General features: G+C 60.7%; 13 protein-coding genes. 10 read left to right on the top strand and 3 right to left on the bottom strand.

Annotated elements, in window-relative coordinates:
* Positions 1 to 9 precede the first annotated feature (9 nt).
* Positions 10 to 1,140, bottom strand: a complete 1,131-nt coding sequence (locus AC3WTM_RS03060; protein WP_102669467.1) for an AI-2E family transporter — start codon at positions 1,138 to 1,140, stop codon at positions 10 to 12.
* A 581-nt stretch (positions 1,141 to 1,721) separates the two neighbouring features.
* Here AC3WTM_RS03060 and AC3WTM_RS03055 point away from each other — a divergent pair.
* From AC3WTM_RS03055 to AC3WTM_RS03035, 5 genes are all read left to right on the top strand, one after another.
* On the top strand, positions 1,722 to 2,624 hold the full coding sequence (locus AC3WTM_RS03055) for a LysR family transcriptional regulator (protein ID WP_102669466.1): 903 nt from the start codon (positions 1,722 to 1,724) through the stop codon (positions 2,622 to 2,624).
* A 119-nt stretch (positions 2,625 to 2,743) separates the two neighbouring features.
* Positions 2,744 to 3,370, top strand: coding sequence for a glutathione S-transferase family protein (locus AC3WTM_RS03050; RefSeq protein ID WP_102669465.1), 627 nt, complete (start codon positions 2,744 to 2,746; stop codon positions 3,368 to 3,370).
* A gap of 63 nt (positions 3,371 to 3,433) precedes the next feature.
* Positions 3,434 to 5,464, top strand: a complete 2,031-nt coding sequence (locus tag AC3WTM_RS03045; RefSeq protein ID WP_102669464.1) for a 2Fe-2S iron-sulfur cluster-binding protein — start codon at positions 3,434 to 3,436, stop codon at positions 5,462 to 5,464.
* Positions 5,465 to 5,573: 109 nt separating this feature from the next.
* Positions 5,574 to 6,770, top strand: a complete 1,197-nt coding sequence (locus tag AC3WTM_RS03040) for a DUF3142 domain-containing protein (RefSeq protein WP_102669463.1) — start codon at positions 5,574 to 5,576, stop codon at positions 6,768 to 6,770.
* A complete protein-coding gene (locus AC3WTM_RS03035) occupies positions 6,757 to 8,874 on the top strand; it encodes a hypothetical protein (RefSeq protein ID WP_102669462.1) in 2,118 nt (705 codons plus the stop codon). Before AC3WTM_RS03040 ends, AC3WTM_RS03035 begins: the two co-directional genes overlap by 14 nt.
* 3 nt (positions 8,875 to 8,877) lie before the next feature.
* Here the strand turns inward: AC3WTM_RS03035 and AC3WTM_RS03030 are convergent, their stop codons facing one another.
* Positions 8,878 to 9,507, bottom strand: a complete 630-nt coding sequence (locus AC3WTM_RS03030; protein ID WP_102669461.1) for a LysE family translocator — start codon at positions 9,505 to 9,507, stop codon at positions 8,878 to 8,880.
* A gap of 145 nt (positions 9,508 to 9,652) precedes the next feature.
* On the opposite strand from AC3WTM_RS03030, the gene AC3WTM_RS03025 reads away from it, so the two are divergent.
* Positions 9,653 to 10,126: an Lrp/AsnC family transcriptional regulator gene (locus tag AC3WTM_RS03025; RefSeq protein ID WP_007969928.1), complete on the top strand. Its 474-nt coding sequence runs from the start codon at positions 9,653 to 9,655 to the stop codon at positions 10,124 to 10,126.
* A 92-nt stretch (positions 10,127 to 10,218) separates the two neighbouring features.
* Here the strand turns inward: AC3WTM_RS03025 and lpdA are convergent, their stop codons facing one another.
* Entirely contained in the window at positions 10,219 to 11,619 is a 1,401-nt protein-coding gene (gene lpdA / locus AC3WTM_RS03020; RefSeq protein WP_057712677.1) for a dihydrolipoyl dehydrogenase, read from the bottom strand.
* Positions 11,620 to 11,833: 214 nt separating this feature from the next.
* Between lpdA and hflK (AC3WTM_RS03015) the strand changes: the two genes are divergently transcribed.
* From hflK (AC3WTM_RS03015) to AC3WTM_RS03000, 4 genes are read left to right on the top strand one after another with little or no spacing between them, the layout of a single operon-like run.
* Positions 11,834 to 13,792 carry a protease modulator HflK gene (gene hflK / locus AC3WTM_RS03015; RefSeq protein WP_102669552.1) on the top strand — a complete coding sequence of 653 codons (1,959 nt, stop codon included), beginning with the start codon at positions 11,834 to 11,836 and terminating at the stop codon, positions 13,790 to 13,792.
* On the top strand, positions 13,789 to 14,826 hold the full coding sequence (gene hflC / locus AC3WTM_RS03010; RefSeq protein ID WP_102669460.1) for a protease modulator HflC: 1,038 nt from the start codon (positions 13,789 to 13,791) through the stop codon (positions 14,824 to 14,826). The genes hflK (AC3WTM_RS03015) and hflC overlap by 4 nt, the downstream gene beginning before the upstream one ends.
* Positions 14,823 to 15,881: a protease modulator HflK gene (gene hflK / locus AC3WTM_RS03005; RefSeq protein WP_102669459.1), complete on the top strand. Its 1,059-nt coding sequence runs from the start codon at positions 14,823 to 14,825 to the stop codon at positions 15,879 to 15,881. The genes hflC and hflK (AC3WTM_RS03005) overlap by 4 nt, the downstream gene beginning before the upstream one ends.
* Positions 15,878 to 17,788, top strand: coding sequence for a cation-translocating P-type ATPase (locus tag AC3WTM_RS03000; protein WP_102669458.1), 1,911 nt, complete (start codon positions 15,878 to 15,880; stop codon positions 17,786 to 17,788). Before hflK (AC3WTM_RS03005) ends, AC3WTM_RS03000 begins: the two co-directional genes overlap by 4 nt.
* The last annotated feature ends 148 nt before the right edge of the window (positions 17,789 to 17,936 follow it).

The following is a 17,936-nucleotide window of genomic DNA, read 5'->3' as shown; positions in this document are numbered from 1 at the left end:
GCAAACTCCTCAGACAGGACGCTGATCGTTCAACGCCTCGATCTCGGGTGTCTCGTTCATTAGCTCGGCAGACGGTTGGTCCTGGACCCATTGCCAGAACAATTGGTAGCCCACCGCCAGCGCCACCGGCCCGATGAACAAACCGATGAAGCCGCCGCTTACCATGCCGCCCAGGGCACCAATCAGAATCACCGGCATCGGAACATCGACGCCACGACCCAGCATCAACGGTTTGAGGACGTTGTCGGCCATCCCGGCAATCAGGCTGTAGATGCCAAACACGACGGTGGCCAGGCTGGTCCCTTCGGTGGCGAAGACAAAAGCGATCACCGGAAGGGTCACCAGCAGTACCGGCAATTGCATGATCCCCATCAACAGCGCCACCATGGCCAGTAGCCCGGCACCGGGGACACCCATGAGAACGAAGCCCACGCCGACCAGCAACATCTGAATGAACGCGATGCCCACTACGCCCTGGGCGACCGCGCGGATGGTTGCAGTGCAGAGCACGGTAATACGTGGCCCACGCTCTGGTCCGGAAAGGCGCGAGGTGATGGCCAGGGCACTTCTTTCGCCGTTTTCGCCATAGGCCATGAGCACGCCAGCAATGATCAGGGCGCCGATGAACAACAGAAAGCCCACACCAACATCAGCCATTTTGCCCAACAAGGTCAGGCCGACGGACTTGATATAAGGCATTAGTTTCATGAGAACGCTGCTCATGTCGGTGGCGGCCTGCATCCAGTAGCCATAGAGCGGCTCGCCTATGAGCGGCAGGGAAGCGATTTTTTCGCTGGGGAGTGGAATCTGCAGCGTATCGGACTTGAGGACTGCCAGGGTGCCCTGGACCGATTCACTGATCGAGGTGCCCAGCAGGTAGATCGGTACCATCAGCAAAGCCAGGGCGACCACCACGATCAGGGTGGCGGCACGACCGTCCTTGTTGACCAGCTTGCGCTTGATGAGCGCATGCAGTGGATACAGGGTAATGGCCAGAATCATTGCCCAGAGCATCAGGTTGAGGAAGGGGTGGAAGATCTGGAAGCAGAACAGTACCAGCACCGTAATCAACCCGGCGCGAATCAGTACATCGAGCAAACCACCGGACAGTGCTCTAGCGGAAATGTTAGTGCGCAACATTGTCGAACTCCTTGCTGTGTCACACAGGTTAGCCAGGCCGTTGAAGTTCAACTCTTCCCTACAAAGTGAATCCAGAAAGCAAGATCGACGGGCAGCCGTCAAAGCGTTAAAAACCGAAAACGCCTTACTTTAAGTAGAGAAAACTTCAATGAGGTACCTACCAAAAACCCAATAGGTAACAGGTGGTTTGTAGTATAGGAGCAGTCGTATATTCCGCCTGTTTATACAGGCTGGAATCCTGCTGCAGTTGATGGAATCCGCTGCGAGCCCTTGACTGAAGCGGTTTGGAAGCTGAGCCAATGGCTCTTTTTCTCTACCGGGCATTCGCCATTGCAGCGGGATGATCAGAATAATTGCTTACAGTCGCACCCATCGCAAGAAAATAATCGTCATTAATTATCAATACTCCACGGTCCGCTTTTTGAGGTTTGTGACACGCTTGGTTTTCACGGTGCAGGCGCTACAGTGCAGTAGCCCATTGATTTACCTGATGGTCTGGCGCCCAACTATGTTGTTGAATATTTGCGCTTAACATTCCGGCCTTCGGTTGCGGTTTATCTATTTGAAATGAGGACAGTCCCATGGACCGCTTCCAGGAAATGCAGGTCTTCGTTGCTGTCGCCAAGGAGCAGGGTTTTTCGGCGGCGGCGCGGGGTTTGGGTCTGTCGGCGGCCAGCGTCACCCGAGCGGTCGCGGCGCTGGAGAAGCGAATAGGCACACAACTGCTCACGCGTACGACGCGCAGCGTTTATTTGAGCGAGGCCGGTCAGCGATATCTGGAGGATTGTCGGAGAATTCTCGTCGAGGTGCAGGAAGCCGAGGACTCGGCAGCGGGCAGCCATATCCATCCCCGTGGGCAACTGACCATCACTGCACCGGTCTTGTTTGGCGAGCTGTTTGTCACGCCGTTGATGGTGAATTATCTGACGCAATTCCCCGAGGTTTGCATCAACGCGTTGCTGGTGGATCGGGTGGTGAGCGTGGTCGAGGAGGGCGTCGATGTGGCCATCCGCATCGGCGAGCTCCCCGACAGCAACCAGCATGCGATCCGCGTGGGCGAGGTGCGGCGGGTGATCTGCGCATCGCCACAGTTTCTGGCCAGCCATGGTCGGCCAAGACATCCCCGGGAACTGGTCCAGGCGCCGATTATTGCGACTTCTGCTATCGGCCAACTCAAGAGTTGGCCATTCATTGAAGACGGCGAGACCTTGAGTGTCCGGGTTGAACCGCGACTGGTGGTGACAGCGAATCAGGCGGCCATCACGGCAGCCAGTCTGGGGTTGGGATTCACGCGGGTATTGTCTTATCAAGTGGCGAGCAAGGTGGCTGCTGGTGAGCTGGAAATCATTCTGGCCGACTTCGAACTGCCGCCGTTGCCCATCCATGTGGTCTATCAAGGCGGGCGCAAAGCACCGGCCCGTGTGCGCAGTTTTGTCGATTTCGCGGTGAAGACCCTGCGCGAGCACCCAGCGCTCAAGCATTGAATTATTTCACCTGTTGAAATGATGGATTGCGTTGGCTGGTGATTCTGTTGTTTTGGAGGTGAGTAGAAGATACGACCCATCTCTCTCCTGAACAGCACGACTCACCCGAGGTGTCGACCATGCAAGCGATCAAACTCTATAACTTCCCACGTTCCGGCCACGCTCATCGTGTCGAATTGATGCTGTCCCTGCTGAAACTGCCGACCGAATTGATCTTCGTTGACCTCGCTAAAGGTGAACACAAGCAACCGGCGTTCCTCGCGCTCAATGCTTTCGGTCAGGTACCGGTGATTGATGATCAGGGCGTGGTGTTGGCCGATTCCAACGCGATTCTGGTTTACCTGGCGCAAAAGTACGGCAACGGTCGTTGGCTGCCGGCTGATCCGGTAGGGGCCGCCAATGTCCAACGCTGGTTGTCGGTGGCGGCCGGTCCGATTGCCTTCGGCCCTGCCCGGGCAAGATTGATTACTGTGTTCGGCGCGCCTTACAACGCTGCAGAAGTGATTGCCTATGCCCATACCGTGCTCAAAGTAATCGATCACGAATTGGCCGATACGCCGTACCTGGCCGGCACTGATCCGACGATTGCCGACGTCGCCGCCTACAGCTACATCGCCCATGCGCCTGAGGGCAATGTGTCGCTGGATGAGTACACCAACATTCGTGCCTGGCTGGCCCGCATCGAAGCCTTGCCGGGTTTTATCGGTATGCCGCGCACCGTCGCTGGCCTGCAAAAAACCGCCTGATGCTGGTGGCCCGGTGTTGCTGGGCCGCCCCGTTCTGCGCCACAGGCGCAAGGGAGCAGCCGTATGGACCGTTCACCCTGGCATGCCGGCGAGAAACAATTGCAGGCGCATGTGGGCGTTGCCGAACGAATGGAGGCGTTCGGTCGTAAGGTGATTCGCCGCGAGATGCCGGATCAGCACCGCACCTTCTATCAACAATTGCCGTTCATGCTGTACGCAGCGGTGGATGCCGATGGTCATCCCTGGGCCAGTGTCCTTGAAGGCCAGCCCGGTTTCGCACACTCGCCAGAACCTGGCTTGCTGCAATTTCGCAGTCTGCCGGCCTTTGATGATCCCGCGCAGTTGAGCGAAGGCTCGGCCATCGGACTGCTGGGCATCGAGTTGCACACCCGCCGCCGCAACCGCATCAATGGGCATGTTCGGGCCATGACAACCGGTGGTTTCACGGTGACGGTGGATCAGTCCTTCGGCAATTGCCCGCAGTACATTCAGTTGCGCCAGTTTCACTCGGTGCCACTGGCCGACCCTTCGACGCGTGTCGCGCAACATTTCAGTGAACTGGATGACGCGGCCATGGCCATGATCGCCGAAGCGGACACGTTCTTCGTTGCCAGTTATGTGGATGTCGATGGCGAGCGCTCGGTGGATGTATCTCACCGTGGCGGCCAGACCGGTTTCGTACGTGTGGAAGGCAATCGCCTGACCATCCCGGATTTCGCTGGCAACCTGCATTTCAATACCTTGGGCAACCTGCTGCTCAATCCCCGGGCCGGGTTGTTGTTCATCGATTTCAATACCGGTGACTTGCTGCAGCTCAGCGGGCGGACCGAAATCATCCTGGAGGGCCCGCAAGTCGAGGCGTTCCAGGGAGCCGAGCGTCTGTGGACAATCGATGTCGAGCAAGTCGTACGGCGCCCGGCCGCCCTGGCGTTGCGTTGGCGCTTTGACGGCGTGTCACCCACCAGTTTGCTCACTGGTACATGGGAGCAAGCCACCGCGCGTTTGCAGGCCAAGGCCCTGGGCGATCAATGGCGGCCGTTGCGGGTGACGCGGATTGAAGCGCAAAGCCACAGTATTCGCTCGATTTACCTGGAGCCCGCCGACGGAGCGGGGTTGCCACTGTTCCAGGCCGGGCAGCATTTGCCTTTGCGCTTCAAAATAGATGGCGATGTGCATATCCGCACGTACAGTTTATCGAGCGCACCGTCCGATGATTTTTTCCGCATCAGCGTGAAGCGTGACGGGCGGGTGTCTACGCATTTGCATGAGCAGATTCGTGTCGGCGACCTGCTGGAGGCGCGGGCGCCGCAAGGGCATTTCACCGTGGCGCCCCATGAGCATCGACCATTGGTGTTGTTGGCGGCCGGGGTCGGCATCACGCCGCTGTTATCGATGCTGCGGGAAGTGGTTTACCAAGGGTTACGCACCCGCCGTATCCGGCCCACATGGTTCATCCAGAGTTCGCGCACGCTGGCCGACCAGCCATTTCGCTGCGAACTGGATCGCTTGCTCGAAGACGCCGGTGACGCGGTGCGGGTAGTGCGTTTGCTCAGTCAACCGGAAGCCGAGGCGATACAAGGAGAGGACTTCGACCTCAGTGGACGGATTGACGTCGCGCTGCTCAAGGATCTGCTGACAGTCGAGGACTACGATCAGCCGGATTTTGTCGTCTGTGGCCCCGGTAGTTTTACCCAGGCGTTGTACGACGGCTTGCGCGAGTTGGACATTCGCGATTCGCGGATTCACGCCGAAACCTTCGGCCCATCCACCTTGTGCCGGCGACCGGACCCCGATGCCGTGGTCATCGAGCAACCGCCAGCCGCCACCACGTCCGTGCCGGTGGTGTTCCAGCGCTCGGCCAAGGAAGCACGCTGGCAGCCGGAGGGCGGCAGCTTGCTGGAGTTGGCGGAAAGCCGTGGCCTGCGCCCGGAATTCAGTTGTCGTGGCGGCTCCTGCGGCACCTGCAAGACGCGCTTGATCAGCGGTCAGGTGCATTACCCGCTGCCGCCAGCGGAGGTGCCGGATGATGGACAGGTGCTGATTTGCTGTGCGATTCCGGCGCAGGGGGTGCAGCCGCTGGTACTCGATATCTGAAGATCATTGCAGGCGAACATTGTCCGCCGGTCGATGGCTGGGTAGGGTAGTGAGCAGAACGAAAAAGGGCCGCAGAGGCCCTTTCTGCATTTCAGGAACAGGCGTTTCAATGGTTTTTTTCACACGCTCGATGGTCTTACTGATGGTGCTGGCGCTCACCACCGGTTGCGAAAGACAGGATGCACCGCCGCTGGATCAACAGCTTTACGTCTGGCAGCGGCAGTGGACGCCGGCCCACGACGCTGCCCTCAGGGATAGCCGCGCCGATTTTTCGACGTTGCGGGTGCTGGCTTTGCAGGCCTTTCCCAACGCGGGCTGGAGTCGTGCCCGGATTGACCCGGCACTGCTCAAGCGCGATGGTCGGCCGGTGATTGCAGTGATTCGCCTGGATGGGCAGCTCAAGGCGCTGGATCAGGATGAGATCACAGCGCAAATCCGCCAGGTGATCGGCGACTGGCAGGGCCAGGGGCTGAACCTCGCCGGCGTGGAAATCGACCACGATGCCGGTAACGCTCGGCTACCGGAGTACCGCCAATTTCTCGCGCAGTTGCGCGGAGCATTGCCGACTTCGCTGGTACTGAGCATCACCGCGTTGCCATCCTGGCTCGACAGTCGCGAACTGCCGGCGCTGTTATCCACAGTCGACAGCAGTGTGTTGCAGGTGCACGCGGTGAGCGATCCGCGTCGTGGCTTGTTCGATGCTGACCAGGCCCGGCAATGGGCGAAGGCCTGGAGCTGCATTACGACAAAACCCTTCTATCTGGCGCTGCCGGCTTATGGCGTGGCGTTGCTGCCGTCGGCGGGCGGCGCGCCTGTTGTGGAAAGCGAAGTGACCGTGGAGCGTGAAGGCCTGCGCCGGGAATTACTGGCCGACCCTCAGTCATTGCGCACCCTCGGCACCGAGTTGCGTGCCGATCCACCGAAACGTCTGGCGGGCCTGATCTGGTTTCGCCTGCCATTGGCCAACGACCGTCGGGCCTGGAGCCTGACCACTTTGCTCGCCGTGGCGCGTGGTGATGTCCTGGACAGTCAATTGAAACTGAAACTCTCGGCCGACAATGGCCTCTATGACATCGGCATCAGCAACCAGGGCAATCTCGACAGCGCCTGGCCCGAACGCCTGACACTGGCGGTCAGCGGTTGTGAGGGGGCCGATGCCTTGGCCGGTTACGCGTTGCAACAGCGTCCGGATCTGCTTACCTTCACCCGCCTGCGTGATGGCCGAATACCGGCCGGCGGACAGCGTGCCGTTGGTTGGGCTCGCTGCGCACACATTGATCAAGGAGGCTCGAATGTTCACCCGTAACTGGCCGCGTCATTTGCTTTGCCTGAGCCTCAGCCTGCCGCTGGGTTCGGCACTGGCCTGCGGCCCTGACTTCCCCATGCGCCTGCTGGATAACCGTGGTCAGTCGCTGGCGGAGCTGCCGGAAGGCAACTTCAGCTTCGAAATCAGTCGCCTCGGCCACGCCATCAACGGGTTGAAGAACGTCACCGCTGGCGTTGACTACTCGGATGTACCTGACGCTGTAGCGCTGCGCGATCAAGCCGAGCAGGCGGGACTTTCCGCCGAACAACAGGTGCTGGTGAAACACTTGCGCAGCCTGACCGATGCCCGCCAGGTCGAAAGCGAGGGCGCGCAACTGCCGCCTGAGCTCCGGTTGTACCTGGCCGGCGCTGTGGCATTTGCCGCGGGTGATCCTGCCTTGGCCGCCGGGTATTTCAAGAAAGTGCTGGCCCTGCCCGCAGAGCAACGGGCTTCGCGCAGTACCTGGGCGGCTTACTCGTTGGGTCGAGCGTTGTTCGTCATGAGCGCCGAAGCCAATGCGGCTCCGGATCTGCTCGAACAATCCCGCGACGCCTTCGAGCAAACCCGGCAACTGAGCATCGACGGCTTCAGTGATCCACTGGAACTGGGTGTCGCGAGCCTCGGTGAAGAAGCCCGGGTGGTGCGCACCGCTGGCGACTGGAACCGCGCCATCGAGTTGTACGCCACGCAGAATCTGCACGGCTCCGCGGTGGGCTACACCTCGTTGAAGCTGTTGATGGCAGACCTGATGACGCTGCCGGATGATCAAGCGGCCGAGTTGCTCAAGGGCCAGTCAGTGCAGCAATTGGTGACAGCATCGTTGATCAGTCGGTTGGGGTGGTCGTTCGGTGATCAACCGCCCAACGAACAGAAAATGATCAAGTTGCTGCAAAACAGTACCCGTGGCAGCCTCGAAAACGCCGACCGCCTGGCGGCAATGAATTATCAACAGGGTGATTACGCCAGCGCCAAGGCTTTCCTCGAACACGCTGGCGATGGTGGGTTGGCCTGGTGGTTGCGGGCGAAACTGGCGGTGCGCGAGGGCGATAAGAACTCGGCCGCCGCAGCCTATGCCAAAGCGGCGCAGGCCTTCCCGCAGAATGAATCCTGGGGCGAACGCCGCACACAGGACTTCGATTACGAAACGCTCCAGCCCAAATGCAGGGTCGAGGGTGAAAGTGCGATCCTGGCCCTGCAACGCGGGGATTACCTGCAAGCCTTCGATCAGTTGTATCGCAGCCAGAGCATTTACTGGTTCGACGCCGCCACCGTTGCCGAGCGCGTGTTGACCCTCGAAGAACTCAAACACTACGTAGACACTCAAGTGCCGGCTCCGCCGCCGCTCAGCCAACAGGACCGCGACAACTACGTACCCTTGCCGGTGGCGGCGAGCCTGCGCAATCTGCTGGGCCGGAGGCTGTTGCGCGAGGGGCATTACGAGCAAGCGCCGGCGTACTTCGACAATGATGGCTTGCGGCACAAGGCGAAGCTGTATGGCGAGCAACGTCTGGCGGCTGATTCAGCCTGGTGGCCGACCCGTCGTGCCGCTGCTCTGTTCAATGCGGCCTGGACGGCACGCGAGTGGGGCATGGACATTCTGGGCTATGAAATGGCGCCGGATTACGCCACGTTCGGCGGTAACTACATTCTCGAAAACACCGAACTCAAGGTCGGTCCTTTGGTGGCCGAGGACGAAGTGAAGCGCCAGCAGGCCAGCGCTGCCCAGCCTGATCAGCGTTATCACTATCGCTTCGTGGCCACCGCGCTGGCGAGCAAGGCGGCGGATAACTTGCCTCACACCAGTCAGGCGTTTGCGGCGGTGCTGTGCGAGGCGGCGGGGTGGAACAGCAGCCTCGAAGAGCAAAGTGCGATATATCAGCGTTATGTCAAAGAAGGGCCTTACGTGGAATGGGCCGCCGATTTCGGCCACCAGTGCCCGTACCCCGACTTCGAAAACGCCGACAAACGCTACGTGACCCAAGTGACCGACGCTGCGCGTTCGGCCTTGCGACCGTACAAGATGCCGTTACAGGTTGGTAGCGTAGTGGCGTTCGCGGCGGCCGCGCTGTTGATGTTCAAACGTCGCCGCCGTAAGGCGCAGTGAGGCTCAAGCCTGTTGCACAAAGGTTAGCCGCACGGCGAAACCGATCAACAGGCTGCCGAACAACCATTGTTGCAGGCGCTGGGCTGAGGGGCTGCGTTGCAGCCAACGGCCGAGTGCGGCGCCGACCAGGGCGTATGCGCTGTCGAACAGCAACCCGACACTAACCAGCACCATGCCCAAGATCACAAATTGCCCGAGCACCGGCCCAGACTGTGGGTCGATGAATTGCGGTAGCAGCACCGAGCAGAACAGCAGTGCCTTGGGATTGAGCAGGTTGGTCAGCAGTCCGCGTCGGATGGCTGCGCCCCAGCGCAGTTTTTCGCCGGTTGTGTCGGCGCTGGTGAGGCTCGGCAGCATCGTGGTTCGCAGGCACTGAATGCCGATCCACAGCAGGTACGCGGCACCGGCCAGGCGTACCACGTCGAAGGTCCAGGGTGCTGCCTTGAACAGTGCCGCCAGCCCCAGCGCCGCCAATGCCACATGGCAACCCCGGGCAATGCCCAGGCCCACGGCCGTGGCCAGCGCGGCGCCTTTGCCTTGGCGGGCACCGGTCTGCAACAGCAGGATCATGTCGGGCCCCGGCAACAGGTAGACCACCGCCAGTGCCATGAAAAACAGCCAGAGACCTTGCATGTTGCACCCCATTCGTTGTCGATTTGGTCGTGCCAGTCTAGGGCTGAAGGGCGGGGCAGGTGCTTGCGTTGTCAGTTTCTATCGGGTCATGAATTGGCATAATCTGCCACTTAATCAAGCTTGAACCATCAGGATCTGCCAAACCATGAAACTTGACGCCTACGACCGCAAGATTCTCGCCGCATTGCAACGGGATGGCCGCCTGAGCAATGTGCAACTGGCAGACGAGATCGGCCTGTCGGCATCGCCTTGCTTGCGCCGGGTTCGGATGCTTGAAGAGGCGGGGGTGATTCGCGGCTACCAGGCCAATCTGGATCGCGACGAAGTGGGGTTGGGGCTGACAGTGTTTGTCGGGGTCAAGGTCGAGCGTCATAACGATGAGCAAGCAGAAGCCTTCCGCCTGGCGGTGACGGCATTGCCGGAGGTGATTTCGGCGTTTCTGGTATCAGGAGAGTCGGATTTTCTGCTGCAGGTAGTGGTGCCGGACTTGCGTGCCTATGATCGGTTTCTCACCGGACGTTTGTTGAAGTTGCCGGGTGTGAGCGACATCCGCAGCAACTTTGCGATTCACACGGTGAAGGCGCCGGGGGCGTTGCCGTTGGAGCATTTGCCGCTGTAGACCGAGTCGTTTGCATCGCGAGCAAGCTCGCTCCTACAGGGAGCGGGCTTGCTCGCGAAGGCGATAAATCAGTCACTGCAACTCTTCAAGTCTTACATCTGTGTCGCCATCCCCTCCACATTCATCGCCGCCTGGCGCAAGGCCTCTGAACGGGTCGGATGTGGGTGGCAGGTCAGGGCGATGTCTTCGGCCGAGGCGCTGAACTCCATGGCCACGCAATACTCGCCAATCATTTCACTGACGCTCGGGCCAACCAGATGCACGCCGAGGACTTCGTCCGTGCGTTCATCGGCCAGCACTTTGGCGAAGCCTTCGGTTTCGTGGTTGATCTTCGCCCGGCTGTTGGCGGTAAAGGGAAACTTGCCGACCTTGTACGCCCGGCCTTCAGCCTTGAGCTGCTCTTCGGTCTTGCCGACGCTGGCCAGCTCCGGTTTGGTGTAGACCACACTGGGGATCAGGTTGTAATTGACCTCGCCAGCCTTGCCGACCATCTGCTCGACGCAGGCCATGGCTTCGTCCTCGGCCTTGTGGGCGAGCATGGGGCCGGACGTCACGTCACCAATCACCCAGACCCCGACGGCTTCGGTGCGATGCCCCTTGTTGGCGAGCATGCCGCGCTTGTCCGTGGCGAGGCCGACGTTCTCCAGGCCCAGGCCCTGTGTATAAGGTCGGCGCCCGATGGCTACCAATACGTAATCCGCTTCCAGTAGCTCGGCAGCACCGCCAGCGGCAGGCTCGATGCTGAGCTGCACGCCGGTGGCGGAGGTGGTGGCGCTGGTCACTTTTGAACTCAATTTGAAACTCAAGCCTTGCTTGCTCAGGGAGCGCTGCAGGGTTTTGCCGGCTTCGATGTCTACGCCGGGGCAGATCCGGTCGAGAAACTCGACCACCGTTACCTGCGCCCCAAGGCGCCGCCATACCGAACCCAGCTCCAGGCCGATCACACCAGCGCCGATCACTACCAGATGCTTGGGCACCTCGGTCAGCGCCAGGGCACCGGTGGAGTCGAGGATGCGTTTGTTATCGATATCCACGCCGGGTAGGGGCGTAGGCTCGGAACCGGTGGCGATGATGATGTCCCTGGCGCTCAGTTCGGTCTTGCCGCCGGCGCTATCGGTCACTGTGACTTTGCCCGGCCCGTCGATGTGGCCCCATCCTCTGATCCAGTCGACCTTGTTCTTGCGGAAAAGAAACTCGATGCCCTTGGTCAGCCCGGTAACGCTTTCATCCTTTTGCTTCATCATCTGGTTGAGGTTGAGCACGGGTTTGACTTCGATCCCCAGATTGGCGAATTCCGCGCCCTTGGCCGCGTCGTACAGTTCGGAGGCATGCAGCAGCGCCTTGGATGGCATGCAACCGACGTTCAGGCAGGTGCCGCCGAGTGTGGCGCGTCCTTCCACGCAGGCAGCTTTCAGACCCAGTTGTCCGGCGCGGATCGCCGCGTTGTAACCGCCGGGGCCACCGCCGAGTATCACGACGTCATAAGTGCTCATGGATGTACTCCTGGATCGAATGGGGAAGGGATGGGTAAAAGTAGTTCCTGAGTAAAATTACGAACGTAATATGTGCGTTCTGCCGCATTTCGGTCAAGGCTTCAGCCAAGCGACAGGTTGGGCATCTTTAGATAGCGCGCTCGAGTACGAAAATTTCACCATTTTCGTTATATCGTAACGAATTGCCATGCAAGCGAAGACACTCTGGGGTGGTATGCAAGTCGATCTCGATGTTGATGAAACGCCGTTAGCCGGGTTGCCGCGCTTTCAGCAGGCGTTCATTCAAGGGCGGCGTTTGCGCCAGTTCGCCATCGGTGCGGGCGTGCTCGCGACAGTAGGTGTGCTGCTGGCGTTTTTTGCCGGGTTGTTTTCCTCGCAAACACTGTGGCCAACATTGCTGCTGAACCTGAGCATGGCGTTTGTCGTGTTGATAGCGGGTTTGCAATCGGCCTGGTGGGTGGCCCAGTGGCGTGCTCGCGCCATGAACCCCGTGGGGAAGGTGATTGCTGTCGACGAATCTGTCGCGCCTTCGGGGTGGTATGAGCGTTTGCTGGACCGGATCAGCCTGCAATCGCAGCACCTGCTCGGGCAAATCGGCGCGCCAACGCTGTGGCTTGGTGGCTGGGCATTGTTGGCGGTATTGGGCGTCGAACAGGCCTGGAACCTCACATTGCCCCCGGCAGCGCTGGGGCTGGCAGCCACTGTCGGGGCAGCGTGCTTCTTGCTGTTGGCGTTCGGCCTGTTGGTGATGGAGCGTCATCTGGCGCAGGAAAACACCGCGCAATGGCCTGAAGCCGCTACGTTGGCGCAATTGATCCGTGTGGCGATCATCAGCCTGGCGCTCGGTGCTTTTTGTCTGTTGTTTGCCGATGAAACCTCGGTATGGCCCGTACGCCTGGCGGTGTTGATTGGACTGCTGCCGGGGCTGGTGGCGGCAGAACTGTTGCTGCGCGCGGTGTTGTCATTGTTCAGCCCGCGCCGTGAACGTCTTGAGCCGGAGCTACTGGCGCGCAGTTTTATCGCTGACATGTTGCGCTGGCCACCACAGCCATTGCTGGCGTTGCAGCACGAATTGCATAACCGCTTCGGCATCGACCTGCGGCAGATCTGGGCCTTCACTTACATGCGTCGGGCCTTCCTGCCGGTGTTGGCGGTGGTTGCACTTGTTGGCTGGGCGCTGACCGGCATTCACGAGATTGCCCTGCAAGAGCGTGGCATCTACGAACGATTCGGTAAGCCAGTGGAGGTGTTTGGCCCAGGTTTGCATATGGGGTTGCCTTGGCCATTGGGCCGGGTGTTGAGCGTCGAGAATGGCGTGGTACGCGAGTTGGCCACCAGTGTTGGCGAAACCTCGGCCCCCGCTCAGGCCGATCCCGCCGAAGGCCCGGCCCCGGCGATTGCCAATCGCCTATGGGACACCAGCCATGTGAATGACAAATCCCAGGTGATTGCCAGCAGCCGAGCCGACAAGCAGAGCTTTCAGGTCGTCAACATGGATGTGCGCTTCGTCTATCGCATTGGTCTGAGCGATAAGGCGGCGTTGGCTGCGACCTATAACAGTGCCGATGTACCGATGTTGATTCGCAGCACCGCCAGCCGAATCCTGGTTCACGACTTCGCCTCGCGCACTCTCGACGGATTGCTTGGCGAGGACAGGGTAGGGCTGGCTGAAGAGATCGGCCGCGCGGTTCAGGCGGACCTGCAAAAACTCGACAGCGGCGTAGAAATACTCGCCACGGTGGTCGAGGCGATTCACCCCCCGGCCGGTGCAGCCAATGCCTATCACGGCGTGCAAGCGGCGCAGATTGGCGCGCAAGCCTTGATCGCCCGTGAACGTGGCGCCGCTGCCGAAGCTACCAATCAGGCGCAGTTGCAGGCCAGCATCGCCCGCGATCAGGCGACGGCCAGCGCCCGAGAAATCAACGCTGGCGCCCAGGCCGCGGACCTGAAATTCAACGCCGAGCAAAAAGCCTATGCCAGCGCCGGTCAGGCCTTTGTGCTGGAGCAGTATTTCAATCAGTTGTCCCAAGGTTTGGCCAATGCCAAGTTGCTGGTTCTTGATCATCGTCTGGGCGGCAGTAGTAATGCGCCGACCATCGACCTCCGTACGTTCACGCCGCCGGTTGACCCTGCGCCGCCGCGTAAAAACGCTCAGCCAGGAGCTGCCAATTGAGCCAGTCCCATACGCACGATCACGATGACCACGCCGGACACGATCACAGTCATGGCGGTCATCACCACGGCCATCACCATCATCACGGCGATCCGCAGGAGGGCGGTCCATTCCCATGGCGTCGGATGGGGTGGGCGGCATTGCTGGTGGCGTTTGCGGTCGCTGCCGCGAGCCTGGTGCAGGTGCGCTCGGGTGAGGCCACGGTGATCACGCGCTTCGGCAACCCCTCACGGGTCTTGCTGGAACCGGGACTGGGCTGGCGCTGGCCGGCACCGTTCGAAGCGGCGATCCCTGTGGATCTGCGGCTGCGTACCACGTCCAGCGGTTTGCAGGATGTCGGCACACGAGACGGTCTGCGCATCATCGTTCAGGCCTATGTGGCGTGGCAGGTGCAGGGCGACCCTGACAACGTGCAACGTTTCATGCGCGCGGTGCAGAACCAGCCCGATGAAGCCGCGCGGCAGATTCGCACCTTTGTCGGCTCCGCGCTGGAAACCACCGCCAGCAGTTTTGATCTGGCGAACCTGGTCAACACAGATGCCAGCCAGGTACGCATCGCCGATTTCGAAACACAACTGCGCAAGCAAATCGATCAGCAGTTGCTCACCACTTATGGTGTGCGCGTGTTGCAGGTCGGTATCGAGCGATTGACGCTGCCTTCGGTGACGCTCACCGCGACAGTCGACCGGATGCGTGCCGAGCGCGAAACCATCGCTACTGAGCGCACGGCCATCGGCAAGCGTGAAGCCGCGCAAATTCGTTCTGCCGCCGAGCGTGATGCGCGAATTGTGCAGGCCGATGCCACGGTGAAAGCAGCAGATATCGAAGCGCAATCGCGCGTCGAAGCGGCGCAGATTTATGGCCGCGCCTACGCGCAATCGCCGCAGCTCTACAACCTGCTGCGCTCGCTCGACACCTTGGGCGCGGTGGTGACGCCAGGAACCAAGCTGATTCTGCGTACCGACGCCGCACCGTTCCGGGTCTTGGTTGACGGTCCGCCGAGCCTCGACAACAAGTCCGGATCGCAGCCATGAGTTTGGTTCCACGTGGAACAAATGAGTTGAGCAGCCCCTGGATTCAGGCCGGGCGCTTGGCGTTTCTCGCCCTCTACGCGGTGACGGTGTTGGCGGCATTGGCGTGGGCGTTTTCCAATGTGAGGCAGATTGATCCGCAAAATCGCGCGGTGGTTTTGCATTTCGGTGCGCTGGATCGCATTCAGAATGCCGGGCTGTTATTGGCCTGGCCGCAACCGTTCGAGCAGGTGATTTTGTTGCCCGCGGCGGATCGAGTGATCGAGCACCGAGTGGAAGGCTTGTTGCGCAGTGGTGCCGCAATGCAGGCAGATCGCGTGGCCAGTTTTGCCACACCCATCAGCGATGCCCTCGCAGGTTCCGGCTATCTGTTAACGGGTGATGCCGGTGTGGTGCAACTGGATGTGCGGGTTTTCTACAAAGTCACCGAGCCCTATGCATTCGTGCTTCAAGGCGAACACGTGTTGCCGGCACTGGATCGTCTGGTGACCCGCAGTGCGGTCGCGCTCACGGCCGCACGGGATCTGGACACTATCCTGGTCGCTCGCCCGGAATTGATCGGCGCTGATAGCCAGGCGGCGGAACGGCGCGAGCGCTTACGAGGCGATCTGGTGCAGGGCATCAATCAACGGCTGGCCGAACTCACCGAGACGGGGCAGGGCTTGGGGATCGAAGTGGCGCGGGTCGATGTGCAATCGAGTCTGCCAAGCCCGGCGGTCAATGCCTTCAATGCGGTCCTGACAGCCAGTCAGCAAGCCGACAAAGCCGTGGCCAATGCGCGTACCGAAGCCGAAAAGCTGACGCAAACTGCCAACGAGCAAGCCGACAGAACATTACAAGTTGCCCATGCCAAGGCCAGTGAGCGACTGGCCAAAGCGTCTACCGACACGGCCACTGTGTTGAGCCTGGCCAAGGCGCAACAACAGGGCACTGATCCGCAAATGCTGCTGCGCATTTATCGCGAGCGGTTGCCGAAAACTCTCGGTCAGGCCGGTTCGGTCACTACGGTCGATCCCAAAGACGATTCCCGCCTGATTATTCAGGGAGTTACACAATGACCGCTCAGACCGCCGCTGCACCGAGCCTGTTGTCATCGGCCGAACAGCGCCGCGCCGCGCGCCAGTTGACCCTGGCCATGCTCGCGTTGGGCCTGCTCGCGCTGGGCTTGATCTGGCGTTGGCTGGCGCCGGAGCAGACTGGTGTCAGTCAACTGCTACTGGGTTTTGCCTCGCTGCTGGTTGCCGTTCCGGTCATGCGTTCAGCCTGGTACAGCCTGCGCTATCCAAGCCTGCACGGCATCACCGATCAATTGATTGCCCTAGCCATGCTGGGTGCCTGGGCCATCGGGGATCTGCTGACGGCGGCCCTGTTGCCGATCATCATGATCTTCGGGCACGTGCTGGAGGAGCGCAGCGTGATCGGTTCCCAGGAGGCGATTCACGCCCTCGGCAAACTGACCCGCAGCCACGCGCGCAAGGTTCAGGCGGACGGATCCATCATTGAAGTCGACAACGGCACGCTCAAGGCGGGAGACCTGGTTGAGGTACGCGCCGGGGACCGGGTGCCGGCGGATGGTCGAGTGTTGTCCGGCCAGGCCAGTCTGGACACCGCCTCAATTACCGGCGAATCGGTACCGATGGAGGCGGGCGTTGGCATGTCGGTGTTCGGTGGCGCGATCAACCTCGACGGTCTGCTACGGATCGAAGTGACCCGCACCGGCCATGAATCAACCCTTGGCAAAGTCATCGCCCTGATGAAAAACGCCGAGCGCTCGAAACCGCCGATCACTCGTCTGCTGGAGCGTTACGCGGGCAGCTATATGGTGCTGGTGTTGCTGCTGGCGGCGGTGACCTGGTTCATCACCAACAACGCTCAAGCGATGCTCGCGGTGTTGGTGGCGGCCTGTCCTTGTGCGCTGGTGTTGTCGGCGCCAGCCACGGCGATTGCCGGGGTGGCGGTAGCGGCACGCCACGGGATTCTGATTCGCAGTTCTGCGTTCCTTGAAGAGTTGGCGGACCTGACTTCGCTGGTGATCGACAAGACCGGGACGCTGACCTTCGGCACCTTGCGCCTGCAATCCATCGACAGTCCGCTGGAGGATCGCAGTCATGTATTGAAACTCGCCGCCAGCCTTGGCTCGGCCAGCAGCCATCCGGTCAGTCGTGCTCTCGCGGGGGTGGTGACCCAGGAGCATTTCCTGCTGCTTACTGACATCCATGAGCGCCAGGGCCTGGGCGTGGTGGCGATGACCGGGCAGGGTGAAGCAGCGCTCGGCCGACCGGAACTGTTCGCGCAACTGGGCATCAGTACAACGGAGGTTCCCGATCACGACGGTCCGATTGCCGGGTTGGCGCTCAACGGTGAATTTCTCGCCTGGCTGTTGTTGGCCGACAGCGTCAAACCCGAGGCGCAATTTGCCTTGGGTGAGTTGCGCGAACTCGGGTTGGGTCGCCAGTTGTTGCTCACCGGTGACCGGCACAGCGTCGCTCAAACGCTCGCCCGGGATGTCGGGATCAGTGATGTCGAAGCGCAGGCCCTGCCCGAAGACAAACTGAACCGCGTGCTCAAAGAAATCGACAGCGGCTTCCGGCCGATGGTGGTCGGCGATGGCATCAACGACTCCCTTGCCCTCAAGGCTGGCGTGGTGGGTGTGGCCATGGGCGCGGGCGGTGCAGACATCGCCTTGGCATCGGCGGACATCGTGCTGACCGGCAGTGACCTGCGCCGTCTCGGTACTTGCGTGCGCCTGAGTCGTCAGTGCCGCCAGACGTTGCAGGTGAATGTGATCATCGGGCTGGGCTGGACCCTGGCAATCGTGGCCTTCGCCGCATTCGGCTGGCTTGGCGCTGCCGGGGCGATGATTGCGGCGCTGCTGCATAACCTCAGCACCTTGTTGGTGTTGGGCAATGCCGGTCGTTTGCTGCGGTTCCAGGAGCCTTTGCTCAAGCTTAAGGATGAAGCCTGAAGGCGAATGCTCTAAACCGGGCAATCACGGGGCTTAAACTTTTTAGAACTGTGCGCCCGGTTCGTAGTCATTGGAGATGAGGGCACATCATTTTGTGCGTTCGCAGCGGCAGGTGCAGGCGTTGCGAATCATTGAAAACGGCTATTAA

Source organism: Pseudomonas sp. EU05-FHT14B02, assembly GCF_058791055.1.
This window is presented reverse-complemented; position numbering and strand designations above follow the sequence as displayed.

Coding starts and splice junctions, on each gene's coding strand:
- AC3WTM_RS03030 (WP_102669461.1), bottom strand. CDS start 9,507: ATGCAAGGTCTCTGGCTGTTTTTCATGGCACTGGCGGTGGTCTACCTG.
- hflK (WP_102669552.1), top strand. CDS start 11,834: ATGCAAGTCGATCTCGATGTTGATGAAACGCCGTTAGCCGGGTTGCCG.
- lpdA (WP_057712677.1), bottom strand. CDS start 11,619: ATGAGCACTTATGACGTCGTGATACTCGGCGGTGGCCCCGGCGGTTAC.
- AC3WTM_RS03035 (WP_102669462.1), top strand. CDS start 6,757: ATGTTCACCCGTAACTGGCCGCGTCATTTGCTTTGCCTGAGCCTCAGC.
- AC3WTM_RS03040 (WP_102669463.1), top strand. CDS start 5,574: ATGGTTTTTTTCACACGCTCGATGGTCTTACTGATGGTGCTGGCGCTC.
- AC3WTM_RS03055 (WP_102669466.1), top strand. CDS start 1,722: ATGGACCGCTTCCAGGAAATGCAGGTCTTCGTTGCTGTCGCCAAGGAG.
- AC3WTM_RS03045 (WP_102669464.1), top strand. CDS start 3,434: ATGGACCGTTCACCCTGGCATGCCGGCGAGAAACAATTGCAGGCGCAT.
- AC3WTM_RS03000 (WP_102669458.1), top strand. CDS start 15,878: ATGACCGCTCAGACCGCCGCTGCACCGAGCCTGTTGTCATCGGCCGAA.
- AC3WTM_RS03050 (WP_102669465.1), top strand. CDS start 2,744: ATGCAAGCGATCAAACTCTATAACTTCCCACGTTCCGGCCACGCTCAT.
- hflK (WP_102669459.1), top strand. CDS start 14,823: ATGAGTTTGGTTCCACGTGGAACAAATGAGTTGAGCAGCCCCTGGATT.
- AC3WTM_RS03060 (WP_102669467.1), bottom strand. CDS start 1,140: ATGTTGCGCACTAACATTTCCGCTAGAGCACTGTCCGGTGGTTTGCTC.
- AC3WTM_RS03025 (WP_007969928.1), top strand. CDS start 9,653: ATGAAACTTGACGCCTACGACCGCAAGATTCTCGCCGCATTGCAACGG.